The sequence below is a fragment of the Pseudomonas sp. H3_E07 genome, assembly GCF_054668895.1.
Genome location: NZ_CP162795.1, coordinates 5,109,115 through 5,134,714, shown reverse-complemented (window position 1 = coordinate 5,134,714; position 25,600 = coordinate 5,109,115). Strand labels below are relative to the sequence as shown.

At 61.4% G+C, this 25,600-nt stretch carries 17 protein-coding genes; 10 read left to right on the top strand and 7 right to left on the bottom strand.

Annotation, left to right across the window (positions count from 1 at the left end):
• Window positions 1-121: 121 nt before the first annotated feature.
• Both AB4O08_RS23630 and lpxH read left to right on the top strand, forming a co-directional pair.
• On the top strand, window positions 122-625 hold the full coding sequence (locus AB4O08_RS23630; protein ID WP_010209496.1) for a peptidylprolyl isomerase: 504 nt from the start codon (window positions 122-124) through the stop codon (window positions 623-625).
• Entirely contained in the window at window positions 622-1,371 is a 750-nt protein-coding gene (lpxH, locus tag AB4O08_RS23625; RefSeq protein ID WP_044287373.1) for a UDP-2,3-diacylglucosamine diphosphatase, read from the top strand. Before AB4O08_RS23630 ends, lpxH begins: the two co-directional genes overlap by 4 nt.
• Window positions 1,372-1,520: 149 nt before the next feature.
• On the opposite strand, the gene AB4O08_RS23620 is transcribed toward lpxH, so the two are convergent.
• From AB4O08_RS23620 to AB4O08_RS23605, 4 genes are read right to left on the bottom strand one after another with little or no spacing between them, the layout of a single operon-like run.
• On the bottom strand, window positions 1,521-3,050 hold the full coding sequence (locus AB4O08_RS23620) for a DHA2 family efflux MFS transporter permease subunit (protein ID WP_010209494.1): 1,530 nt from the start codon (window positions 3,048-3,050) through the stop codon (window positions 1,521-1,523).
• The gene (locus AB4O08_RS23615; protein ID WP_460114389.1) at window positions 3,050-4,249 is read right to left on the bottom strand and encodes an HlyD family secretion protein; all 1,200 of its coding nucleotides are present in this window, start codon (window positions 4,247-4,249) and stop codon (window positions 3,050-3,052) included. Before AB4O08_RS23615 ends, AB4O08_RS23620 begins: the two co-directional genes overlap by 1 nt.
• A gap of 15 nt (window positions 4,250-4,264) precedes the next feature.
• Window positions 4,265-5,716: an efflux transporter outer membrane subunit gene (locus AB4O08_RS23610; protein WP_069672532.1), complete on the bottom strand. Its 1,452-nt coding sequence runs from the start codon at window positions 5,714-5,716 to the stop codon at window positions 4,265-4,267.
• A complete protein-coding gene (locus AB4O08_RS23605) occupies window positions 5,713-6,186 on the bottom strand; it encodes a MarR family winged helix-turn-helix transcriptional regulator (protein WP_010209489.1) in 474 nt (157 codons plus the stop codon). The genes AB4O08_RS23610 and AB4O08_RS23605 overlap by 4 nt, the downstream gene beginning before the upstream one ends.
• A 169-nt stretch (window positions 6,187-6,355) precedes the next feature.
• On the opposite strand from AB4O08_RS23605, the gene AB4O08_RS23600 reads away from it, so the two are divergent.
• From AB4O08_RS23600 to AB4O08_RS23570, 7 genes are all read left to right on the top strand, one after another.
• Window positions 6,356-9,142 (top strand): ATP-binding protein, encoded by a 2,787-nt coding sequence (locus tag AB4O08_RS23600; RefSeq protein WP_460114388.1) that lies wholly within the window; start codon window positions 6,356-6,358, stop codon window positions 9,140-9,142.
• Window positions 9,129-10,316 (top strand): response regulator cyclic di-GMP phosphodiesterase PvrR, encoded by a 1,188-nt coding sequence (pvrR, locus tag AB4O08_RS23595; protein WP_010209487.1) that lies wholly within the window; start codon window positions 9,129-9,131, stop codon window positions 10,314-10,316. The genes AB4O08_RS23600 and pvrR overlap by 14 nt, the downstream gene beginning before the upstream one ends.
• Before the next feature lie 51 nt (window positions 10,317-10,367).
• Entirely contained in the window at window positions 10,368-13,526 is a 3,159-nt protein-coding gene (locus AB4O08_RS23590; protein ID WP_460114387.1) for a hybrid sensor histidine kinase/response regulator, read from the top strand.
• 22 nt (window positions 13,527-13,548) lie between these two features.
• Window positions 13,549-14,193 (top strand): response regulator, encoded by a 645-nt coding sequence (locus AB4O08_RS23585; RefSeq protein WP_010209485.1) that lies wholly within the window; start codon window positions 13,549-13,551, stop codon window positions 14,191-14,193.
• 84 nt (window positions 14,194-14,277) lie between these two features.
• Window positions 14,278-14,868 (top strand): fimbrial protein, encoded by a 591-nt coding sequence (locus AB4O08_RS23580; RefSeq protein WP_042572122.1) that lies wholly within the window; start codon window positions 14,278-14,280, stop codon window positions 14,866-14,868.
• Between the two features lie 60 nt (window positions 14,869-14,928).
• The gene (locus AB4O08_RS23575; protein ID WP_042572121.1) at window positions 14,929-15,678 is read left to right on the top strand and encodes a fimbrial biogenesis chaperone; all 750 of its coding nucleotides are present in this window, start codon (window positions 14,929-14,931) and stop codon (window positions 15,676-15,678) included.
• 85 nt (window positions 15,679-15,763) lie between these two features.
• Window positions 15,764-18,250, top strand: a complete 2,487-nt coding sequence (locus tag AB4O08_RS23570) for a fimbria/pilus outer membrane usher protein (RefSeq protein ID WP_137205518.1) — start codon at window positions 15,764-15,766, stop codon at window positions 18,248-18,250.
• Between the two features lie 80 nt (window positions 18,251-18,330).
• Here AB4O08_RS23570 and AB4O08_RS23565 read toward each other — a convergent pair whose 3' ends face one another.
• The 3 genes from AB4O08_RS23565 to AB4O08_RS23555 form a co-directional block, all read right to left on the bottom strand.
• On the bottom strand, window positions 18,331-22,002 hold the full coding sequence (locus AB4O08_RS23565; protein ID WP_460114386.1) for a translocation/assembly module TamB domain-containing protein: 3,672 nt from the start codon (window positions 22,000-22,002) through the stop codon (window positions 18,331-18,333).
• Window positions 22,002-23,729 carry an autotransporter assembly complex protein TamA gene (locus AB4O08_RS23560; RefSeq protein ID WP_021492798.1) on the bottom strand — a complete coding sequence of 576 codons (1,728 nt, stop codon included), beginning with the start codon at window positions 23,727-23,729 and terminating at the stop codon, window positions 22,002-22,004. The genes AB4O08_RS23565 and AB4O08_RS23560 overlap by 1 nt, the downstream gene beginning before the upstream one ends.
• 64 nt (window positions 23,730-23,793) lie before the next feature.
• Window positions 23,794-24,444, bottom strand: coding sequence for a GNAT family N-acetyltransferase (locus AB4O08_RS23555; RefSeq protein WP_460114385.1), 651 nt, complete (start codon window positions 24,442-24,444; stop codon window positions 23,794-23,796).
• A gap of 168 nt (window positions 24,445-24,612) precedes the next feature.
• Between AB4O08_RS23555 and xthA the strand changes: the two genes are divergently transcribed.
• Entirely contained in the window at window positions 24,613-25,425 is an 813-nt protein-coding gene (gene xthA / locus AB4O08_RS23550; RefSeq protein WP_010209477.1) for an exodeoxyribonuclease III, read from the top strand.
• Window positions 25,426-25,600: the final 175 nt, after the last annotated feature.

Genomic DNA, 25,600 nt, shown 5'->3' with positions numbered 1-25,600 from the left:
AAAAACCACCTCGAAATTCCTGCAGGGCACGCTAAACTGCGCGCCTTGGCCGCAGTTTCGCCATACCGGTCGTGGTGCCCAGGCACCCAAACCCACGAATTCCCTGAAAAGAGTAGTGAACATGACTCAAGTCAAACTGACCACCAACCACGGTGACATCGTCATCGAGCTGAACGCCGAGAAAGCGCCGATCACCGTCGCCAACTTCATCGAGTACGTGAACGCCGGCCACTACGAAAACACCGTTTTCCACCGTGTCATCGGCAACTTCATGATCCAGGGCGGCGGTTTCGAGCCTGGCATGAAAGAAAAGAAAGACAAGCGTCCAAGCATCCAGAACGAAGCGGACAACGGCCTTTCCAACGACAAGTACACCGTCGCCATGGCCCGTACCATGGAGCCGCATTCGGCCTCCGCGCAGTTCTTCATCAACGTCGCCGACAACGCCTTCCTCAACCACAGCGGCAAGAACGTACAGGGCTGGGGCTACGCGGTATTCGGTAAAGTGACCGAAGGCCAGGACGTCGTCGACAAGATCAAAGGCGTGCAGACCACCGGTAAAGCCGGTCACCAGGACGTTCCGGTAGAAGACGTTATCGTCGAGAAAGCCGAGATCGTTGGGTGATATTGCTGATTTCAGATTTGCATCTGGAAGAGGAGCGTCCGGATATCACCCGGGCGTTTCTGGATCTGCTCCACACCCGCGCCCGTGGCGCCCAGGCGTTGTACATTCTGGGGGACTTCTTTGAAGCCTGGATTGGCGACGATGGGATGACGCCCTTTCAGCGCTCGATTTGCGCAGCCCTGCGCGAACTGAGCGACAGCGGCACCCCGATTTTCATCATGCACGGCAACCGCGACTTCCTGATCGGCAAGGCGTTCTGCAAAGCAGCAGGTGCCACCTTGCTCAAGGACCCGAGTGTCGTGCAACTCCATGGCGAGCCCGTGCTGTTGATGCATGGCGACAGCCTCTGCACCCGCGACGTCGGCTATATGAAGCTGCGACGCATCCTGCGCAACCCGATTGTGCTGTTTATCCTGCAGCACCTGCCCCTGAGCACGCGCCATAAACTGGCACGCAAGCTGCGCAGTGAAAGCCGCGCGCAGACCCGCATGAAGGCCAACGACATCGTTGATGTTACCCCCGAGGAAGTGCCACGGGTGATGCAGCAGTTTGCCGTGCGCACCCTGGTCCACGGCCATACGCACCGCCCCGCCATTCACAAGTTGCAGATTGGCGATCAGGCGGCCAAGCGCATTGTGCTGGGGGATTGGGACAAGCAGGGCTGGGCGTTGCAGGTGGATGAGCAAGGGTTTCAGTTGGCGGCGTTTGATTTTGTGAACCCGCAATTGGCGTTGCCTGGCGCATGACCTCCCCCCTGACTCCCTGTAGATCGAGATCTGAATGTGGGAGCGGGCTTGCTCGCGAAGGCGGTGACTCAGTCGATACATGAGTTGACTGGCACACTGCCTTCGCGAGCAAGCCCGCTCCCACATTTTTGACCGCTTACATCCTGTGATCAGTGCCCGGAAGCTTCCGGCCCGGCCTTCGCGCCAAACGGCGGCTTGGCCAGCCACACCAGCAGCATCAACCCCATGAACATCCACCCCAGCAACGTGAAGTAGTCCACGGTGGACATCATGTACGCCTGGCTGGTGAGAATCTGGTCCAGCTGCGTGTAGGCCTTCTGCCCTGCCCCACCCAGTGCCTGCAGGGCATCGCGGGTGGCCGAGTCGTAGGTGGTCATGTTTTCGCTCATGTACGCATGGTGCTGGTCTGCACGGCGAATCCAGATCCAGGTGGTCAGCGACGCCGCAAAACTACCGCCCAGGGTCCGCAGGAAGGTTGCCAGGCCAGCGCCGTCGGCAATCTGGTGCGGCGGCAGGTCGGACATCAAGATGCTCAGGGTCGGCATAAAGAACAGCGCCACGCCGATACCCATGAACAGCTGCACCAGGGCGATGTGCTGGAAGTCCACTTCATTGGTGAAGCCTGCGCGCATGAAGCAACTCAAGCCGATCGCCAGGAACGCCAGCCCCGCCAGCAGGCGCAGGTCGAACTTGTGCGCGTACTTGCCGACAAACGGCGACATCAAGACCGGCAGGATGCCGATGGGCGCTACCGCCAGCCCCGCCCAGGTGGCGGTGTAGCCCATCTGGGTCTGCAGCCATTGCGGCAGGATCAGGTTGATACCGAAGAAACCCGCGTAGCCCAGAATCAACACAATGGTGCCGATACGGAAATTACGGTAGGCAAACAGCCGCAGATTCACCACCGGGTGTTTGTCGGTCATTTCCCAGATGACGAATACCGCCAGCGCAATCACCGAAATCGCCGCGCCAATGATGATGAAGTTGGATTCGAACCAATCCAGGTCATTGCCCTTGTCGAGGATGATCTGCAAGGCGCCGACACCGACAATCAGGCTCAGCAACCCAACGTAGTCCATCGGCTGGTAACTGGTTTCGACCGGACGCTTCTTCAACTGTGAACGCACCACCATCACGGCAAAAATGCCGATGGGGACGTTAATGAAGAAGATCCACGGCCAGCTGTAGCTGTCGGTGATCCAACCGCCGAGGATCGGCCCTGCAATGGGCGCCACCACCGTGACCATCGCCAATAACGCCAGGGCCATGCCGCGCCTCGCCGGCGGGTAGACCGCGATCAGCAGGGTCTGGGTCATCGGGTACAACGGCCCGGCCACCAGGCCTTGTATGACCCGGAAGGCGATCAGTTCGGGCATCGACGTAGAAATACCGCAGAGAAACGACGCCAGCACAAACAGCAGGGTCGCCCACAAGAACAGCTTCACCTCGCCAAAGCGGCGGCTCAACCAGCCGGTCAGCGGCAGGGCAATCGCGTTGCTCACCGCAAACGAAGTGATCACCCAGGTGCCCTGCTCCGAACTCACGCCGAGGTTGCCGGAAATGGTCGGCAACGCCACGTTGGCGATGGTGGTGTCGAGCACCTGCATAAAGGTCGCCAGCGACAGGCCAATGGTGGCCATCAACAGGCTGGGTGGCGTGAAGGAGGCGTTATTGCTCATCAGCGTTGCACAGCCTTAGGCGCGGCGAGGCTGTTGTCATGGATCAACTGGTTGATCATGGCGTCAGCTTCAGCGAGTTGGCGGTCATACACGTTGGTGGTGAACGAGGCTTTCTGCGGCGCCTGTTGCGCCAGTACCGGGCCGCTCTGGTCGTGCAGGTCGACATTGACCAGGGTGCTCAAGCCCACGCGCAGCGGATGCTTGGCCAGCTCATCGGCGTTGATATGGATGCGCACCGGCACCCGTTGCACGATCTTGATCCAGTTACCCGTGGCGTTCTGCGCCGGCAGCAGGGCAAACGCGCTACCGGTACCGGCGCCCAGGCTGTCGATGGTGCCGCTGAATTTCACGTCGCTGCCGTAAATGTCCGACTCAATGTCCACCGGCTGCCCGATACGCATGTCGCGCAGTTGCGTTTCCTTGAAGTTGGCATCGATCCACAGCTGATTCAGCGGGATCACCGCCATCAATGCGGTGCCCGGTTGCACGCGTTGGCCCAGTTGCACGGTGCGCTTGGCCACATAGCCGGTGACCGGTGCGATCAGGGTACTGCGCGCATTGGTCAGGTAGGCCTGGCGCAATTGTGCGGCGGCGGCTTGCACGTCGGGGTGGGACGAGATCACGGTGTCATCCACCAAGGCATTGGTGGTTTTGAGTTGCTGCTCAAGGTTGGTCAGTGCGTTTTTCGCCGCCGTCAGGCTGTCACGGGCGTGGGACAGTTCTTCCTGGGAAATCGCCCCGCCCTGGGCCAGGGCTTTACGTCGGTTGAAGTTGTCCTGGGCGGTTTGCACGTCGGCTTTCTGCGCATTGACCTGAGCTTTCATGCCGTCGACGTTGCTGTACAAGCCACGCACCTGGCGCACGGTGCGCGCCAGGTTGGCCTGGGCACTTTGCAGGCCGACGGCGGCATCGTTCGGGTCAAAGTTGACCAGCACCTGACCCTCATGGACCAGGTCGCCATCGTCGGCGCCAATGCTGACCACGGTGCCGGTGACCAGCGGGGTGATTTCCACCACGTTGCCGTTCACGTAGGCGTCGTCGGTGCTTTCGTTGAAGCGGCCGTAGAGCTCATACCAGCCCCACACGCCCACCACCGCCAGGATGACGATCAGCGCCAGGCCGATCAGCATCACTTTGCGTTTGCGTGGGTTGTTGTCTTTAGGTTGTTCGGTTGCGTTGATGTTTTCGGCAGTGGCCATGACAAATACCTCAAATTATTCCGTGCGTGTGGCTGGGGTGGTCGCTGCCACGTTGTCGGCGCTGTAGCCACCGCCCAGGGCCTGCATCAGTTGAATCGACAGATCGATCTGCGCGGCATTCAGGGTCGCCAGCTGGCGCTGGGCCTGCAGCAATTGCTGCTCGATGCTGAGCACGTCCAAGTAGTTACCGATCCCGGCGCTATAACGCTGCACGCCGGTGTCGTAGGACTGCTGGGCAATGTCAGCGGCATGTTGCTGGGCCTGGATCTGCCGGCCGGTGTCGCGCAGTTGTGAAAGGGTGTTGCCGATATCGCCCAGGGCTTGCACCAGGGTCTTGTTGTACTGCGCCACGGCCAGGTCATAGTCGGCGTCGCGCGCATCCAGATCGGCGCGCAGGCGGCCGCCGTCGAAGATCGGCAGCGAGATTGTTGGTGCGATATTGAAGAAGCGGCTGGCCGAACCAAACATCGCGTCACCCAGCAACGACTCGGCCCCGGCGCTCGCGCTCAGGTTGAGGTTGGGGTAGAAGCGGGTCTTGCTCGCATCAATGCTTTTGCCCGCCGCCTCGACACGCCAGCGCGCAGCAATCAAGTCCGGGCGACGACCCAGCAGTTCAGCCGGCAGCACTGAAGGCACGGCGACCGCGCTGGGTTTCAGCACGTGGGGACGGGCCAGCTCATTGCCACGGTCCGGGCCTTTGCCGAGCAGCACCGCCAGGGCGATTTTCGCGCTCTGCAGTTGTTTTTCCGCATCAATCAGTTGCGACTGGGAGCTGGCTTCCAGGCTTTCGGTCTGTTGGTACTGGTAGTGGCTGTCGATGCCCGAGTCCAGGCGGCGTTTGCTCAGGTCAAGCATCTGCCGGGTGCGCTTGAGGTCGTCGTTGGCCAGGTCGCGCACGATGTGCGCTTGGCCCAGGTCGCTGTAAGCCTTGGCGACGTTGGCGGCCAAGGTCAGGCGCGCCGCCTGCTGATCGACCTGGGCGGCGCGCGCCTCGCCCAACGCGGCTTCCCAGGCAGCGCGCTGGCCACCCCAGAGGTCGAAGTTGTAGTTGAAGCTGGCGCCGATGTTGCGCACGGTCGAGTAGGCATCGCCCTGCCCCCGCGGGTCCTGATCCTTGGCCAGGCGTGAGCGGCTCACACCCGCGCTGGCGTCGAGAGTCGGCATGCGCTCGGCATTGGCGGCGTAAGCGGCCGCTTCGGCCTGATGGGCACGGGCGCTGGCGACTTGCATGTCGGGGCTGTTCTGCAGGGCTTCCTGGATCAGGCCGTCCAGCTGTGGGTCGCCGAGGTTTTTCCACCAGTCAGCGGTGGGCCAGGCGGCGCTCGACAGGGTCATGCCGCTGAGGGACTTACCGGCTTGCAAGGTGCTGGCGTCGAGGCGTTTGCCTTGGGTGTCGAGGCCGCTGTAGTTGGCGCAACCGGCCATGCTCATGGCCACGAGCACCAGGCATAAGGCGCGTGTGTTCATTGATTACCTACCCGCTGGATGACGATGGCGTCACCGGCAGCTACCAGAATTTTCTTGAGGATGCGCTCCAGGGTCTGCAACTCGCCGGGCTCCAGGGCACCCGCCAATTCGTTCATCGACTGGGCGCCGATGTACGGCAGCATGTCCGCCAGGCGCTTGCCGTCTTCCGTAAGCACCAACCGCACCTGGCGCCGGTCCTGCTCGGAACGCTGGCGCGCGAGCAAGCCTTTCTGCTCCAGGCGGTCGAGCATGCGGGTCATGGAACCGCTGTCCAGGGACAGGTTGCGGCACAGCTCCGCCGGGGTATCCACGTCGAACTGGGCGATGATGATCAACACCTTGAACTGCGCGGCTGTCACGCCGTGCGGCTCCATATGGGTGTCGATAATGCGGTCCTTGAGCAGCGCCGCCCGGCCCAGGAGAAGGCCGAGGTGGCAGTTGCGAAAGCTGTCAGGGGTGAAGTGGGGCATCGGAAGTCACCTTATTACTGCCTAGGCAGTGAATGTATGACAAGATGTTACTGCTTAGGCAGCGAATGTCAAATGGAATTATTAGCTTGCTTGGTATCTGGCGGATGAGTGGCGGTGTTCTAAGGATCGTCTGATTTTTCCTGCGCTCGGCCACCCCTAGAGTGCCGGGATGAGATTAAAGAGCTACCTGCACCAGATCAGCCCCGTACTATCCACGCCCAATGCCGCGCGTCGCCTGTTGCGCATTTTTGCGTTGGTACTGTTGGTGGGCATCTTGGGCGGTGTGTACAGCTTCCTGCTATTCACCTTCAACAATGAGATCTCCCAGCGGCGCAGCTACATGAGCAGCGCCATTGCCGAGGCGCATACGTTTTTCACCACCCGTGAAGCCGTGCTGGAAAGCCTCAGCCTGTCGGCGACACGCAATGCCAAACTGGACCTGCCGGTCTCCGATGAAGAGATCCGCCTGTTGCTGGGAAACACCCCAGGCAAACAATGGAGTATCTGGCTGACCGAACGCATGCGTGCCTTCTTGAAGTCCAAGCAGCTCAACCTGCTGTATGTCAGCACGGATGCCCAGGTGCTGCGGCTATACGATGCGACGCCCGTGGCTGCGGATTTTCCCGCGGCCATGCTTGAGCAATTGCACGCCCTCAAGCAGCAGAAAACCCTGCAGGAACTCTGGCTGACCCATGCCACGGACGGTCACTCACAGCTGTACATCTTTATTCGCCTGGATGAGCGCGACCTGAACTCCGGCTGGCTCGGCCTGGAAATGGACGACCGTGAAGTCTCTAACGCCTTGAGTGACCACAGCGCTGGCGACTTCACCATGTTCAATACCCAGGGTATGCCGCTATTCACCAACAGCCATAGACCACCACCAGGACAAAATCTGCCGCACCTGCGCCAGCAGGACTTCTTCGGCTTTGTCGGCGATGGCTGGCTGCCCGAGCAAATTGTGCTGCGCAAGCAACTGAAGTCTTCGGACTGGCAGCTCACCTACTCCATCGACCTGCGCGCGGTCCTGTGGGCACTCTGGCCGCAGATGCTCGGCGCCCTGCTGTTCTGCCTGCTGACCATCAGCCTGGTGTGCCTGCTGACCCGCCGCTTGGAACACCGCTTCATCACCCCGGCGATCCACCGCATCCAGGCGCTGGTGGAAAGCGAGCTGTTCAGCCGCGACGTGATCCAGACGGCCCCCGTAGCGCTGTGCGTGCTACGTCGCACCGATGGCGCAGAGGTACTGAAAAACACCCTTGCCCAACAATGGCTCGGCGAACGTGGCGCACAACTCGGTCCCGGCTGGATCCGTCAAGCGTTCGACCCCGACGCACCGTCCCTCACCGACTACTTCGAAGCCGCCGAAGGCCGCCATCTGTACCTGAGCTGCGCGCCCACCCGCTACAAAGGCGAAGACGTGTTGCTCTGCGCCTTCAGCGATATCAGCGCGCGCACGCAGATCGAAGCGGCGCTGGAACAGGCACGCCAGTCCGCCGACGCAGCCAACGAAGCGAAGACACTGTTCCTGGCCACCATGAGCCATGAAATCCGCACGCCCCTGTACGGCGTACTCGGCACCCTCGAACTGCTCGCCCGCACCCGCCTGGATGCCCAGCAGAAAAGCTACCTGCACGCCATCGAAGGATCGTCTGCGACGCTGCTGCAACTGATCTGCGACGTGCTCGACGTGTCGAAAATCGAAGCCGGACAACTGGCCCTGGAATTAAGCGAGTTCTGTGTGCCGACCCTGGTACAGGAAGTGGTGCAAGGCTATGCGGCAGCGGCACACAGCAAAGGCTTGCAGCTGTATGCCTGCCTCGACCCGCAACTGCCCCGGCGCTTGATCGGCGACGCCAGCCGCGTGCGCCAGATCCTCAACAACCTGCTGAGCAACGCCGTCAAGTTCACCGACTCCGGCCGCGTGGTGCTGCGGGTCAAAAAGCTCGGCCGCGAAGGCGAACGGGTGTGCCTGCAATGGCAAATTTCCGACACCGGCAAAGGCATCGCCCCTGCCGACCAGGCGTTCATCTTTGAACCGTTCTACCAAAGCGAAGGCAACTCCCATGTGATCGCCGGCACCGGCCTGGGCCTGCCAATCTGTCTGCGCCTGACCCACTTGATGAACGGCACACTACGCATGGTCAGCGAACCGGGACTAGGCAGCAGCTTTTCACTGACCGTGCCACTGGAGCAACCTTCCGGCAACGCGCCGCAGAGCTTGCAGGCACTGGCGCCGGAGATCGTGTATGTACTGTCGCCGATCCGCGAACTGGCCGACAGTCTCTGCGGCTGGCTGCGCCGCTGGGGCGCGCGCGCGCAGGTCGGTCTGCCGACCAGCACGCAGTTGGCGGGGCACTGTGTATTGCTTGAACTCATGGAACGCCGCCTCGACTTGCCCTGGCAGGGGCCACGGGTACTGGCCAGCAATGACGGAGCCCACGAACCGCAGTTCAACGGCGATGGCTGGCAGGTCAACCTGAACGACCTGGACGCGATCCAACAAGCGGTTCGCCATGCCCAGAACGGCCAAGTCGTGCCACCCCAGACGCGCTGCGAAGCGCGCGACCTGCGCCCCTTGCACCTGCACATCCTGGTGGCCGAAGACAACGTCATCAACCAGTTGATCCTGCGCGACCAGCTTGAAGAACTCGGGTGCAGCGTGGAACTGGCCGGTGATGGAGAAGACGCCTTGGCACGCTGGCACGAAGGCACCTTTGACGTCGTCCTCACCGACGTCAACATGCCTAGGCTCAACGGCTACGAACTGGCCGAAGCACTCCGGCGGCTGGGCTGTACCACCCCGATCATCGGCGCCACCGCCAACGCCCTGCGCGGAGAAGAGGCCTTGTGCCTGGCGGCCGGCATGAATCACTGCCTGGTCAAACCCTTTACGCTGCGAGCCTTGTCCACTGTCCTGGCTCCCTACGAACGAGCCACCCATGAAGCCCTGTAGCATTTTGATTGTCGAAGACCATCCCTTTCAGCACCTGTATTTGCAGAACCTGTTCAGCGAGTTGGGCGATTTCGACCTGGTGTGCGCCAGGGACGGTGAAGAAGCACTGGCCTGCCTGAAACAACGTGATTTCGACCTGGTGCTCACCGACCTGCTGATGCCGGGCATGGACGGCGTGCAATTTATCCAGGGCCTCGCTGCGCAACCGTCACGTCCGGCGCTGGCAATTATGAGCGCCGCGTCGCGGCGCATGCTGATGGGTGCGAGCCTGGTGGCGAGCAACCTGCAAGTGAAGGTGATCGGGCTGATCTCCAAGCCGGTGAATGCCGCCGCTTTGCGCTGCCTGACCGATCAGTTGCAAGCGCTGCGTCAGGTCGCACCGGCAGAGATCCAGCCGGGTATTGATTGCCAAAGCCTGATGAACGCCCTGGTCAATGGTGACCTGCAAGCCTGGTTCCAGCCCAAGAAGGCCCTGAGCAATGGCCGCATCGTCGCGGCCGAAGCCTTGGTGCGCTGGGCCCACCCCGAGCATGGGCTGTTATTGCCCGGTGTGTTCCTGCCGGCATTGATTGCCTGCAACCTGGAGGAACGCCTGTTGTGGTGCGTGCTGAAACAGGCGATGGCCGCCCAAGCCACGTGGCGCCAACAAGGCTACGACATCCCGGTATCGATCAACTTGCCCACTCACCTGCTCAACAGCCACGACCTGCCCGACCGCATCCAGGCGTTCGTGCTGGAACACCAGGGCTTGCCCGCGCGCATCTGTTTCGAGCTGATGGAGTGCTCGGTACCGGATGACATCAGCAACTTCTACGCTGGGGCCTGTCGCTTGCGCATCAAGGGCTTTGGCTTGTCCCAAGATGATTTCGGCAAAGGCTACAGCTCGTACATGAACCTGGTGTCGGCGCCTTTCACCGAGTTGAAAATTGACCGTGCACTGGTGCAAGGCTGCAACGCCAACGAGGAACTGGCCCAGGCGCTCACCAGCATCGTCAGCTTGGGACGCCAGCTGGGTTTGATCGTGGTGGCTGAAGGTGTAGAAACCGCGCAAGAACTTGCGCTGTTGCGTAAAATCGACTGCACTCAGGTCCAAGGATTCCTGATCTCCCACGCCGTGTCTGCGGATCAGTTCCAGCAATTGCTGACCCACGACGGTCCGGCGAGCGCCTATTGACCCGCCGGCCGGGTGTGGTCGAACGCCGTTAGCTTGCGAGGTCACCGCGTCATGCATCACCCCAACGCCTTCCTGGAGAAACTTACCAGCAGCTCGCTGCGCCTGAACAAAGGCTTGCTGGTGCTGGGAGCCTTGGTACTGTTGCTGCTGGGCATCAGCTATCTGGGGGTGCAGCGCATGGTTCAGGAGCAGCGCGACACCTTGCAGTTCCACTTCGCCCGGCTGATGGAAAACATCCGCGAGCAGGAAGCGTTCCTCGGCGATATCTCGCGGGGCAGCAGCACGGGTAAGTTCAACCCCTCGGCCATGCTGCCGCCCTACGTGCAAAAACACCTGCCTGAAGAAGGCGCCAATATCTATGAAGGCCGCGGGCTGCCGTTTTCCCTGCCCTATAGCCTGAAGATCAACCCGCAAAAGGTCGCCGTCGACCAATACCCCAAAGTGTTCGCGCTGGGCACCTACCTGTCCGCCTACTACAGTGCCTTCTGGGCGGCATCCCACTACCAATCCCCGCAAGTGGTGGTGGTCAACGGCCCGGACAACTTCGACATCAGCGTGCCCGCCACCGGCCGACTGCGCGATGGCGGCCACGTGCAGATCGGTGCACTGGTGGAGGTGATAACCCAAGTGAACAAGCGCCTGCACCTGCAGAACGCGTCATTGCCAGATCATCCCGTGCGCTGGGAACCCTACCATCCCGCGTCCGATGACAAGGGCGCCCCTGTGCTGCTGGGCTATGTCGACATCAACCTGGCCTCGACCGCGCTGACCATCGACGGCGCCAGTACTTGGGTGGTGGTGGCCTCGTTGCTGGACCTGGCCAAGGTCAATAACATCGAGCGGCTGATGCAATGGTCGATCTACGACGACTTCACCCTGATCACGCCCGCCGGTGTAGTGCTGACCGGTGCGACGAAGCCCGGCCAGGTGCTGAACGAGGGCATAAACTTCACCCGTGATGGCCTAGTGTTCAAGTTGACCAGCCAGGGCGAGCAACACTGGACGGCGATCTATGTGATCAGCGTGCAGCGTTTTCTCGACTATGCGATGTGGCCATTACTGTGCCTGGTGGCCGTGGCGCTGGCGATGCTGGGGTGCAGTCGGGCGTTCACGCGTTGGTACACCGTACGGGTGGTCCTCCCCGCCCATCAGGCCCATGCCAGTATCGCCGAAAGCGAGGCCTTCAGCCGTGCACTCATCGACACGGCCCCGATCGGTTTGTGCGTGATCCGTCGCAGTGATCATCACGTACTCCTGCAGAACCAGCACGCCCTGCAATGGCAAGACGCTCGCCCCTTGTACGACTTGCTCAAGCAACAGCCTCACACCGCACCGGGCCAGGCCGACCTGGAAAGCCGCGGCCGGCATCTGCACGTGGCGTTCGTGCCCACTCGCTATCAGAGCCAGGACGCGTGGTTGTGCGTGGTGCATGACGTGACCCGGCATATCGAAGACGCTGCCGCCCTGGAAGAAGCGCGTCAGGCCGCAGACTCGGCGAGCCAGGCCAAGAGCCGTTTCCTCGCGACTATGAGCCATGAAATTCGCACGCCGTTGTATGGCGTGCTGGGCACCCTGGAGCTGCTTGGCCTGACGTCACTCGCGCCACGCCAGCAGGATTACCTGCAGACCATCCAGCGTTCTTCCACCACCTTGTTCCAGTTGATCAGCGATGTATTGGATGTGTCGAAGATCGAGGCCGGGCAAATGACCCTCGAACTCCAGGATTTCTGCCCCCTGGAACTGACGGAAGACTGCGTGCGCACCTACGGCGCATTCGCCCGCTCCAAGGGCTTGCAGCTGTATGCCTGCATCGACGCGAACCTGCCGGACAGGTTACGCGGTGACCCGCTGCGTATCCGCCAGATCCTCAATAACCTGCTGAGCAATGCGATCAAGTTCACCGATAACGGGCGCGTGGTGCTGCGCCTGCGGGGCCTGGAAACCAGCGATGGGCGGGTCGAGTTGCAGTGGCAAGTCAGCGACTCTGGCGTGGGCATTGCCCAAGCACAACAGCATCAACTATTCGACCCGTTCTACCAGGCCGAAGATGCCACCCGACAGGCCGGCGCCGGCCTGGGCCTGGCCATCTGCAAATGGCTGTGCGAGTTGATGCACGGCCAACTGAACGTGGTCAGCGAACCCGGCCTGGGCAGCAGCTTTACCCTGCAAGTCGCGCTGGAGTCCGTGCCCGGCACCTTGGCCGATTGCCCCGTCTTCAGCCCCGACACGCCGCCTGTCTACGTGCGCGCGCCGGAAGCGGAGCGGACGCAATGCATGATCGACTGGCTCAAACGCCTGGGGCTCGACAGCCGCGTATGTGCCACCGACACACCCGCCGCCGCGCTGCTGGTGGATTTCACCCATGACCCGGCATGGCCCGGCACACGCATCATCGCCAGCGCCGGAGGGCCGAGCCCGGCGCAACCGTACGGCAGCGATTGGGCGGTCGACGCCAACGATGTTCGCGCCATTGCCTGGGCGGTCTACCTGGCGCAGCACGGTGCCGAGGCCGACCATCGCCCCGCGCCACCCACCCAGGCACGCCCGCTGAACCTGCAGGTACTGGTGGCCGAGGACAATGTGATCAACGCGGCCATCATCCAGGAGCAACTGGAAGCCCTGGGCTGCTCGGTGGTACTCACCTCCGACGGCGAACAGGCACTGACCCAATGGTTGCCCGGACGCTTCGACCTGGTGCTGACCGACGTGAATATGCCGGTAATGAACGGCTATCAGTTGGCCGAAGCATTGCGCCGACAAGATGCCACGTTGCCGATTATCGGGATAACCGCCAATGCCATGCGCGAAGAAGGCGAACACTGTACGGCTGTTGGCATGAACGGGTGGATGGTCAAGCCGCTGAACCTCGCCACCTTGCGTGCGCAATTGGAAAAACACTGCAAGATCGAAGTGCCCGCCGTCGTCGATATGCCGCCGCTGTCGCCCAAGATGCGCGAACTGTTTGTCACCACGCTGCGTCAGGATGTGCACACCATCCTGGCCGCATTGGACAACCAGGACGCCAGCGGCACGGCGCAACAATTGCACAGCATGGCCGGAGCCCTCGGCGCGGTGCAGCTCGTTGATTTGGCCAACGCCTTTGTCGAACTGGAACTGCGCCTGACCGGCATGGCCATCACGCCCACGCTTGCCCTGGAAGTACGGCGCAACCTGGCTCGCCTCACGGCATTGCTCGACTCCTTTGAATAATTTCACTCTGGATAATCAACCCATGGAAACCCTCAACGTAGTCATTGCAGACGATCACCCCATCGTGCTGGTCGGGGTACGGGAGCTGGTCGAGCGCGACAAGCGTTTTCGCGTGGTGGGCGAAGCCGTGTGCTCCAACGAACTGGTGACGCTACTGGAAAACACTGCAGTGGACCTGGTGATCACCGACTTCAATATGCCGGCGGACTCGCCCTACGGCGATGGCCTGAAGTTAGTGGAATACCTGGTGCGGCATTTCCCCAAGGTACGCGTGCTGGTGCTGACGATGATCTCCAATCCGCTGATCCTCACGCGCTTGCAGGAAGTGGGCGTGCTGGCCGTGATCCAGAAAAACCAACTGCACAATGAGATTCAGGCCGTGCTCAAGGCCATCGCCCGGGGCATCCCGGTACGCAGCAAGGGCCCGCAACCGACCTCGGTACTGGAATCGTCCGATCTCGATGAGCGCTTCACTCGGTTATCCCCAAAGGAACATGAGATCCTGCGTTTGTTTATCTCAGGACAAAGTGTCAATGAAATTGCGCGAGGTTTGAACCGCAGCGCCAAAACCATCAGCACACAAAAAGTCTCGGCCATGCGCAAGTTGGAAGTCGGCAGCGATCAGGACTTGTTGGCTTATTGCATAGAGCGCAACTTGTTCAACTAACACCGGTTTCTAGGGATCGTCTGATGTCCCACTCACCGCTGCAGCCTTATTGTGTTGTTTTAACCCCAACATGGAAAAAACAACATGAAACAGCTGTCTCGCACACTTCTGGCATTGTCGATCTTCGCCGCTGGTAATGCATTTGCCGTCGACCCACCGGCAACCCCTACCAAAGCCGGTAGCGGTACCATCAACTTCACCGGCAGCATCAACAATGATGCTTGCTCTGTTGAAGGCATCGGTGAGAACAAAACTATCTCGGTCAGCATGGGCGAAGTGTCGATCAAGGACATAGGCACAGCCACCGCACCGAAAGGCAACGGCACCCTGAGCGCCGAGAACTTCGGCATGACGATCAACTGCAACGCTGGCACCAAGGTGGCGATGATCTTCCAACCGACCAAAGGCGCCGGCTCCGGCATCGTGACCGGCACCAAAGTGTTGAAGCTGACCGACGGCCTGGGCGCCGCCAAGAACATCGGTATCGCCCTGCTCGACTCCAATGGCGCGCTGATCGACCTGAGCTCGCCGACCGCCGCGAAGGTCGAGAACACCCTGCAAGACAGCAATACCACGCTGAAATTCTCGGCTGCCTACGTCACCACCGCTGACGCCGCCTCCGCCGTGGCCGGTCGCGCCGATGCCACCCTGCCATTCACCCTGCAGTACGAATAAGCCCAACCTGTTGCGGGGCCTGCGGGCCTCGCATACCTCTCAAACATAGCGGTAGCCATTATGTTTTTTCGCTATTCACTGTCCCTCTGTGCGGGTCTGCTCGGCCTGTTTGCGGTCGGCCAGGCCACAGCCGGCATTTCGTTGAGCAGCACACGCCTGGTGTTCGACGGCCAGCACAAAGAAGCCGGTATCACCGTACGCAACAGCGGCGAGGACATATTGATTCAGTCCTGGGTCGACACGGACGACGCCGACGCAAGCTCCGTACCGTTCGCCGTCACCCCGCCGCTGGCGCGGGTCACCAGCAATGAGCAACAACTGTTGCGGGTGATCTACGAAGGCACGGGCATGCCCACCGACCGCGAGTCCGTCGTTTGGCTCAACGTGCAGGAAATTCCCAAGGCCTCGAAAACCGAGAACACCTTGCAGCTTGCCGTGCGCCAGCGCATCAAGGTGTTCTTTCGCCCAGCCGGCATGAAAAACAACGCCTACCTGGCGCCGACCGAACTGCGCTGGCAACTGGCCGAGCACGGCGGCAAGCCTGTGCTGCGGGTGAGCAACCCTGGGGCTTATCACGTGTCGATTGCCGACATTACCCTGCAGGCCGGTGCCGTCAGCGAACACCCATTCGATACGATGATGATTGCGCCAGGCGAACAAAAAGAGTTCGTCCTCAAACAACTTCCGGTCACTAACGCAGCGCACTTGAAGTTCAGCAGTATTAATGACTATGGCGCACAAGATCCCTACAGCGCGCAAATTTCCAACAGCGCTCAAATAAGCGCCAGTTTGAACAAAGAATCACCATAACGCGCCTGCCCTTCGCGCAGTCGCACTTTCACTGTATTTCTCTTCGCTCCGTTAGTTCGTATCGGAGGTGATATAGGGTTCCTGCATGTTTTTATTCAAGCGCGATAGTCTGGCGCCACTTTTGATTGCCGTGGGCTTCAGCTCGGTCTGTCACGCCGACGGCGATGAACACTTCAATACTTCGTTTTTGCAGGGCGCAGCGGCGTCGGTCGACCTGCAGTCGTTGCTCGCCAGCAGCAGCGTGCTCCCCGGCAATTACCGGGTTGACCTGTATGGTAACGACACCCTGGTAGGCCGACGCGATATCGACTTTCGCCGCAACCCTTCGAACGGCCGGGTCGAGGCCTGCCTGACCCTGGAGATGCTGCAACAAGTGGGCGTCGATATCGGCGCCTTACAGGCCAACGGGAAACTCGTCGACACCGATCCCAACGCCTGTCTCGACCTGCCCGCACTGATCGAACACGCCAGCGTTCGCTACGACGTACCGCGCCTGCGCTTGCTGGTCAGTGTGCCGCAACGCGCCATGGAGCGCGGGCGCCGCGGTTATGTCGATCCGGCCCTGTGGGACGATGGCGTACCCGCCGCGTTCATGAACTACCAGTTGAGCAGCAACCGCAGCAGCACCGACGCCAACACCACGCTTTCAAACAACCTGGGCCTGCGCAACGGTATCAACCTCGGGGGCTGGCGCCTGCGCAACGAGTCGAACTTCAGCAGCAGCACCGGCCGCTCCAGCACGTTCAAGAGCAACCGTAGCTACCTGCAACATGACCTGACCGCCTTGAAGGGGCAGTTCAGCGCCGGGGACATTTTTTCGGATGCCGACCTGTTTGACAGCGTGCGCTATCGCGGCCTGAAGATGGCCTCTGATGACGGCATGCGCGCCGACAGCGAACGCGGCTACGCGCCGATCATCCGGGGCGTTGCGCAGTCCAGCGCCACCGTGGAGATCCGCCAGAACAACTACATCCTCTATACCGCCAACGTGCCGCCGGGGCCGTTCGAAATCAGTGACATTTACCCCAGCGGCTCCAACGGCGACCTTGAAGTGACGGTGATCGAGGCGGACGGCCGTCGCCGGGTCACGGTGCAGGCGTTTTCCAGCTTGCCGATCATGGTGCGTGAAGGCCAGGTGAAATACAGCCTCTCGGCCGGTCAGTACAACAGCAACAGTGACGGGCAGAAAACCCCGCAGTTTGTCAGCAGCACCCTGGCCTATGGCATCAGCAGCAACCTGTCGGGGATCGTCGGGGTGCAGGCTACGCAGGACTTCCAGGCGCTGTCGGTCGGGGCCGGGCGCAACACATCGATTGGTGCGGTGTCACTGGACATGACCCACTCCGCCAGCCGTACCTTCGGCCGGCAGGTCACGGGCAACAGCCTGCGCGCGCTGTATGCCAAGACCTTTACCGGCACCGACACCAACTTCACCCTAGCGGCCTATAGGTACTCGACCGAGGGCTATCGCACCCTCACCGAACATGTCGAGGAATTGAGCAGCGACGGCCGGACACACCTCGGCAACTCGAAAACCCGCACCGACCTGACCGTCAACCAGAGCCTGGGGCGCAACCAGCAGTTCGGCAGTGTGTACCTAAACGCCAGCGACCAGCGCTACTGGGGACGCGGCGGCGCGCAAAGCTTGTCGGCGGGCTACAGCAATTACTGGAGAGACGTGACCTACAACCTCAGCGCCACGCACACCAAGGATGTGGGCAACTACGGGCCGTCGAACAACGACACGTTGATTAACCTGTCACTGTCGTTTCCGCTGGGCTCGAAGCCCCGTGCGCCGAGGGCATTCGTTTCTGCCAGCACGCAAAAAGACAACGACACCACGCAAATGGGCGTCAACGGCTACCTGACGGAAGACAGCAACACCTATTATTCGCTGCAAGCCGGCAACAGCAGCACGGGCGGCAGCACCGGTTCGGCCAACCTCAGCACCCGCACGGCGCTGATGGACATCAGCGGTGGCTACAGCCAGGGCCGTGGGTACAGCGCACAGAACCTCAATGTGGCCGGGTCAGTGGTGGCCCACGCGGGCGGTATCAACCTGGGACAGACCGTGGGCGAGACCTTTGCGCTGGCGCAAGTCGAAGGCGTGCCCGGTGTGAAGATCAGCAGTTTCTCCGGCGCCAGGACTGGCAGCAACGGCTATGCAGTGATCCCCAATACGCAGCCTTATCGGGTTAACTGGATCAGCCTGGACACCCGCGACCTGGGCGCTGATATCGAAATCGATAACGCCACCCAGCAAGTTGTCCCTCGGCGCGGGGCCGTGGTCTTGGCGCGCTATGCCAGCAAGAGCGGGCGCCGCGTGCAGTTCGCCTTGTTCGACGCCCAACATCGGCCGATCCCGTTTGGCGCGTCGCTGGAAAGCATGGCGGGCAAGCAGATGGCGATCGCCGATCCGAGTGGCAAGGCGTTGGCCTTGGTGGAAGAAGATACGGGTACGCTGGTGATCAAATGGGCCGACCAGCACTGCCAGGCACCTTATGCGTTGGGCGAACGCAACAAGGCGCTGAACTACGAGCGGGTAGCACTCACCTGCGCGCCGAACCCGTAAGCACCTCGTCAAACACGCTGGCCCAAATCCATGTCGGAGTATGGGCACGCTAAGCCGGGCGAGGTGCCGAGTGGTCGGACTTAAAAGTCGCGCTTGTAGAAGATATCCAGGGAGCTGGCCACACCGCTCGCCACTTCCAGGTACACCTTCTTGCTCAACAGATAACGCAAGGCGATGGTACTCGCCGGTTCGAACACCCCTACGCCGTAACGCAGGCTGAGTTTTTCGGTGATCTTGCCGCTGGCCACGACGGCAGTGTTGTTGCCGCTGCCTTGGGTATCCAGTTCGAAGTCCTGGATGCCCAAGTTCTTCGCCAGGTCCGACGTCACTCCGGCGCTGCCCATCAAACCCAGGCCCAACGCGGCCTGGGCCAGCATATTGTTGTCTTCACCGGTGGTGCTCAGCGGACGCCCCAGCACCAGGTAGGACAGCGCCTGTTCCTGGCTCATGGCCGGCTCCGAGAAGATCTGCGTGGTGGGCTGCTCGGCGCTGCCGCTCAGGCGGATCCCGGCGATCACATCGTCGGTCTTGCGAATCGCTTCGATGTCCAGGTATGGCTGGTCCAGGGGGCCGGCGAACAGCAGTCGCGCACGGCGTACATCAAGCTTCTGCCCGTAGGCGCGGTAACGGCCATCGTTGAGCCACAGCTCGCCACGGGTGTCGAGGTTGTCGCCGATATGCACCTGGCCCTGTACCTTGGCGGTGAGGCCGAAGCCCGAGAAGTTGAGCTTGTCCTCGCCCACCATCACGTCGATGTCCATGGCCATCGCCATCGGCGGCTTGCCCTCTTCGGTCTGGCTGCCGATGATCACCGTGTCATCCGAGACCTTGACGGTGGACGGCGGCAACTCGCGCACCGTGATATCGCCGCGCGGGATGTGCACTTTGCCGGCGACGGCCAGCTTGTCGTTCTTCAGGCTGATTTTCAGATCGGGCGCCACTTCCAGCACCGCGTAGGGCTCCACCGTCACCGGCAGTTGCGAGCCTTGCAGGCTGAGGTCCACCGCCAACGCCTGCCCCCATTCGATCTGGCCTTTGAGGCTGCCCTGCCCGGCCTTGCCACTGCGCCAGCCACCGTTGAGCTGCACGCTCTCGCCGGCAATCACTGCTTGCACGTCCAAACCTTGCAGGCTGATGGGCAGTTCCGGACCGGAAACCTCGCCGCCCACCAGGTTCACGTTGCCGTTGACCTGGGGCGCCAACAGGCCACCAGCAATACGCCCGTTGCCATTGAGCTTGCCGCTGAGGGTTTCCACCATCGGCACAAACGGTCGCGCCACCGCGAGGTCCAGACCGACCAGGCTGAAATTGCCGGTGATCGGTTTGTTCTTCGGCAGCGGGTTGATCTGCGCCTGCACCATCAATTCGCCAAGCTTGCCGCCACGAAAATTCAGCTGCGTGTCGATCCGCTTGGGATTGAGGGTGGTTTCCAGCTTCAAGGTGTCATAGGGGAAGTCCAGCCACTGGTCCTTGTCCCTGACACGCAAGGTGCCGCCACTGGCATCCACCGCGACCACGCCTTTGGGGCCGCTGTCGGGCAAGTCCAGTTGCACGTCGGCGTTGAGCGTGCCCTGCCAGGCGAAATCCTTAGGCAGGAACGCCGCGAGGCTGTCGATGGGGAATTGCTTGAGGTGGTAGCGCAGTTTCGGCTCGGGCATCAGGCGCTGGTCTTCGCCACACAGGCTGGCAGGGCCGGACACCCAGCAGTGCGCGGCAAACGTCAGCTTGCCATCGGCCATGCGTTCGATCTTCGCCGGGGCTTGCAGCTTCCAGTCCTGGCCACCGGCTTGTACATCGCCACTGGCCAGGCGCCCGCGCCAGTTGCCTTTGTCGAGGTTGCCATCCAACGCCAGGGCAAGCTTGACCAGCGGTCCCGCCAGGTCCAGTTGGACTTTCTGGTTTTTGATATCGCCTTGGGCGCTGGCGGTCAGGGTGCCAACCTGGGTGTCGCCGGATTGGATGCCGCTGCCTTTCAAGTCGATCTTGGCGCGCTGGGCACTGTCGAGGGTGGCGTCGAGGGTGAGGCTTTGCAGGCGATTGTCGGCAAACGCCAGTTGTTGGCCCTTGAGGTCGAGTTTGCCCTGGGGAGCCTTGAGGCTACCGGCCACGTCAAGTCGGCCGTTGACCTGGCCGCGCAATTGCGGCCAGAGCTGGGCCAGGCGCGCCAGCTTGATATCGATCTGCCCGGCCAAACGTTGTTGCAGGCTGCCACTGCCGTTGATGCGGTTGTCACCCAGGCGAATATCCAGGTTGGCCAACGTCCACTGCTCGCCGGCGCCTTCAGCCTTGGCCGCCAACACGGCGGTTTGCCCACGCAGGCGGCCCTTGAGGTCGAGGTCGGCGTTCAGCTTGAGTTGCTCACTCTTGAACTCGCCCTTGCTGCGTAGCGGTCCCGCCAGGGTGCCCGGCAGTTCTGCGACCCAGTACGCCGGGTTCAGCGCCGACAGGTCCAGCGCGGTGTCCCAGGTAATGCCGTCGGCAAATTGCAGGTTCAGGTGGCCTTCAGCCTTGCCCTGGCCGGCGGCGAGTTTCAGCTCGGGCAGGAAGATCTGCTTGAGGTCGCCACTGAAGGGCGTGACCACATTGAACGTGCCCGCCGGGCCGTCGAGGTCGGCTTTGAGATTACCCAGGTAGTTGCCGTCCTTGTAGGAAATCTCGCCGTTGAACGTTCGCAGGGCGACCTGCGGCTCGTCGATCACCGGATAGAGGCGATGCCAGGGGAAATCCAGCCAGTCGATCTTGGCGTCGGCGCTGAAGCCTTGCTGCCAATCCAGTTGGGCCGTCAACTTGAGGCTTTGTTTGTCACCGGCATTCAGGTCCAGGCCAGCGATCTGCGCACCCTTGGCGTCGACCCGGCCTTGCAGCAGCAGATCCACCGGACCTTTTTCCGCCGGCAATACGGCTTTGCCCAGCAGTTGGTAGCCGCGGTTCAAGTCACCTTTGGCGGTGAGGTCCAGTTGATTGAGTTGCAGGGTATCGGGCAGATCGGCGCTCGGTTTGAAGCCGTCGGCAGTGATGTGCAATTGAGCCGGTAGATTTTCCACCAGGGGTTGCAGTTCGCCCGTGAGCTTGGCAGGCAGGTAGCCCGTACTGTCAGCGTCAAGCTTGAGGGTCTTGAGCAGGTCGCCATCGACCTTGAGCGCCACCTTCCACGAAGCGCCGCCCGGTGCGTAAGGCAGGCTCAGGTTACCGGTAGCGTTCAACGGCCAGTCGCCGGTGGGTTGCAGCAGCCCGGTGAGGTCCAGCACCAGGTCATCGCGTTGCAGGTGCACCGAGTCGATCTGCAATCCGGCGGCGGTCCAATGCGCCGCCAATTGCAGGCCCTTGAGTTCCTCACTGCCATTGAACAGCAGGCTGCCGACGCGAACGTCGCCCAGCTGGATGGCCAGCGGCAGTTTCAAGTCGGGCAGTTGAATCGGCCCGCTGCTTTCTTCGGTGCTCGGAGGAAATTGCAGGCTGACCTGCTCCACATCCAACGTCTCGATACACAGGGTCATGCGCAATAGGCATGCCGGCGACCAATCAAATGTGGGCGCCTTGAGTTCGACACGGCTGCTGTCCTGCTGCCACAGCACATGGTCGGCGCTCCACTGGCCGCCCAAATGCCCCTGGAAATTTTCCAGGGTCAAACCCGGCACGCGGCCCAACGCCCAGCGGCTGCCCGCCTGGGTGCCGAGCACCGCCCACAGTGCCAGCAACAGCACGACAAGGATGGCCACCACCGCCAGCCCCGCTATTTTTACACCACGCATCACAGCTCAGGCCCCATGGAAAAGTGCAATCGAATACCGCCCGGGTCTTCCAGGGCATGGGCCAGGTCAAGGCGGATCGGACCGACCGGCGAAACCCAGCGGATGCCGACACCCACGCCGGTTTTCAGGCTCGGCAGGTCCAGGTTGTTGAAGGAATTACCCTGGTCGATGAAGGTTGCGATCCGCCATTTCTCGGCAATGGAATATTGGTACTCGGCACTCAGGGCCACCATGTAGCGGCCACCGATGCGGTCGCCACGGTCGTTCTCGGGCGACAGCGTCTGATACTCGTAGCCCCGCACACTCTGGTCACCACCGGCAAAGAAACGCAGTGACGGCGGCACCGATTTATAGCCGTTGGTGGCACTGCCACCCACCTGTGCGCGGGCCAGGAAGCGGTGGTTGTCCCACAACGTGGTCAGGCCTTTGACCAGGGCCGTGCCATACAGCAGGTTGGTATCGGAGCCCAGGCCCTCTTTGGCGACCTTGGTGTCGAATTGCAGGCGGTAGCCGTTGTGCGGGTCGATGCGATTATCGCTGCGCAGGTAGGAATAGCTGACGCCCGGCATCACCAGGTTACTCAGGCCGGAGTCATTGCCCAGGCGGTATTCCTCACGCTGGTATTTGAGCGAAATCACACGTGTCCAGCCGCTCGGCAACTTGCTATGCCATTCAGGGCCGAGGGTCAGCAATTTACTGACCGTATCGGTGTTGGCGATTTCTTCGTTCTGGTAGCCCCCGGCGAAACGCAGCTTGTCGGTCAACGGCGGGTCGAGCGGGATGTCGTACCACAGGCCGACGTTCTGCCGGGGCGCCGACAGCTCGGCTTCCCAGCCATAACTGTGGCCCTGGGGGTTGACCCAGTGGCGGGTCCAGTTGGCTTTGCCACGCGGACCGACGTCGGTGGAAAACCCCAGGCCGAGCCCCATGGTGCGCGGCTTGCGGGTTTCCAAGCGCACAGCCACCGGAATGATGTCGTTGGTCGAAGCGGCCGGGGCCGCGTCCACGCGCACGCCTTCGAAGAAGCCACTGGCTTGCAGGTTCTGGTTGAGTTCGGCGATCAGTTCAGAGTCGTAGGGCGTGCCGCTTTTGAACGGCACCATGCGGTGCAGCAGTTCTTCGTCAAATGGCGTATCGCCGGCAAAGCTCACTTTGCCGAGGGTATAGCGCGGACCGCTGTCGTAGATGAGTTCGATATCGGCGACGCCAGCCTGCGGGTCTACTGCCAATTTCTGACGGGTGAAGCGCCCACTGAAAAAGCCATAGCGCGAGGCCTGGTTCTGAATCAGACGCTTGGCGTCTTCGTAATGGCCGTGATTGAGCACGGCGCCGGACTTGAGGTCGTTGCTGACGGGCACGCGAAAGGCCTTGAGGTCGGCGGCCGGGCCGTCGACCCGAATGGTCACGTTACGCAAATGCACGGGCTCGCCGGGGTCAATGGTGAGGATCAGGCGCGGGTTGTTGCCGCCCTTCACGTCACTCTCGATCCGTGGCTGATAGAAGCCTAGGGCCTGGGCGGCTTTGCGCGCCTGCTCCTCCGCGCCACGGCTGAACCGTAGCAAGGCCTCTTCATCACGATCGCCCACCCCGCCGATATAGCCTTCGATGTTGGCTTTCAACGCGTCGTTTGAAGGTTTGACTCGCACGTCCAATTCGCTTTGCGCCAAGGCGCCGCAGCTTGTGAACAGCAGAATCAAGCCGCTGGTAAATCTTCCTGGAAACTTCATAGGCGCGGATGCTACACGACCTGGGGAGCCTCTTTGAACTCGGAAATGTCTGAATAATTCTGTATTAAGCCGTTGCAGCATGTAACGACTGGGGATTGGGGTGAAAAAACACGTGCTCCAGGATGGGGCCTACAGCGACTTCACCGATTTCCTGATAGCCCTGACGCTTATAGAACTCCAGATAGCGCGAGTTGCCCGTGTCCAGTACCACGCCAGACGAATGCGGGTCTTCGGCGCACCAATTGTGCACGGCCTCCAGCAACTGCTCGCCGTAGTGTTTGCCCTGGAATTGCGGGTGAATACCCAACAACGGCAGCACATGCACTGATTCAGTGGGCAGGCACGCCAGCACCGCGTGATGGTAGTCGAGGTAACATCGCGTGCCGCGCACACCCGTGCTCAGCCACATGCGCAGTTGCCAGGCCCAGCTTTCGGTGATGCCCAGGCGCCGCTGCGGCGGTGCGATCAGGGCGATACCGATCAGCCGGTCGTTGACGAACAGGCCGATGGCCGGAAGTTTCTGAAAGAAGTGCTGCTTGACCAGTTCGCGCACGGTGGCGCGTACCCGCTGTTCATAGCCAGGGCGTTCGGCTTCGAAGATGTAGGCGAACGTCGGCTCATGCCGATAAGCCTGGTACAACAAGGAACGGGCTTCGCGTGAATAGCCACTGTTGAGCAGGCGAATTTCAGCGATTGCAGTTGAAGTGTCCGGCATACCGTCAATCTCCCTGGGCGCCACTGAAAGGATGGCGCTCTTATGGTACGAACCTACACAGCATCAGTCGTTCCCAGACATTAGCAGTGCATCTGTCCTACCGCCACGCTGGCCCCCGTCCGTCTTGTCCGCTAGCATCGCCCTTTTGCCAGGACTGGACTGCCGACCATGAAAATCGTCTCCTTCAATATCAACGGGCTGCGCGCCCGCCCTCATCAGCTGGCGGCGCTGATTGAAAAGCACCAGCCCGATGTGATCGGCCTGCAGGAAACCAAGGTCCACGATGACCAATTCCCACTCGCCGAAGTACAGGCCCTTGGCTACCACGTGTACTACCATGGCCAAAAAGGTCACTACGGTGTCGCCCTGCTCTCGCGCCAGCCGGCGTTGAGCCTGCACAAAGGCTTCGCCAGTGACGAAGAAGATGCCCAGCGCCGCTTTATCTGGGGCACCTTCGCCGACGAGAATGGCCACCCGGTCACCATCATGAACGGTTACTTCCCCCAGGGCGAAAGCCGTGACCACCCCACCAAGTTCCCGGCCAAGCAGCGCTTCTACGAAGACTTGCAGCAACTGCTGGAAAGCCAGTTCAGCAATGACCAGGCACTGGTGGTGATGGGCGACATCAATATTTCCCCGGAAGACATCGACATCGGCATCGGCGCCGACAACGCCAAGCGCTGGCTGAAGACCGGCAAGTGCAGCTTCCTGCCGGAAGAGCGCGAGTGGATGGCGCGCCTGAAGAACTGGGGCCTGGTGGACAGCTTCCGCCACCTCAACCCGGACGTTGCCGATCGTTTCAGCTGGTTCGACTACCGCAGCCGTGGGTTTGAAGACGAGCCCAAGCGCGGCCTGCGCATCGACGTGATCCTGGCCTCCAATGGCCTGCTGTCGCGGGTCAAGGATGCCGGGGTGGACTACGAACTGCGGGGGCTGGAAAAACCGTCGGACCATGCGCCGATCTGGCTTGAATTGAGCTGACACCACCATTCAATGTGGGAGCTGGCTTGCCTGCGATAGCGGTGGGCCAGTGAAAGATTGGTTTGCTGATACACCGCTATCGCAGGCAAGCCAGCTCCCACAATTGGATCCTTGGCTTATCAGTCATATTTCTGCAACCGGCCTGACTTATTCTCGCGGCACTCCCTTTGGTTTG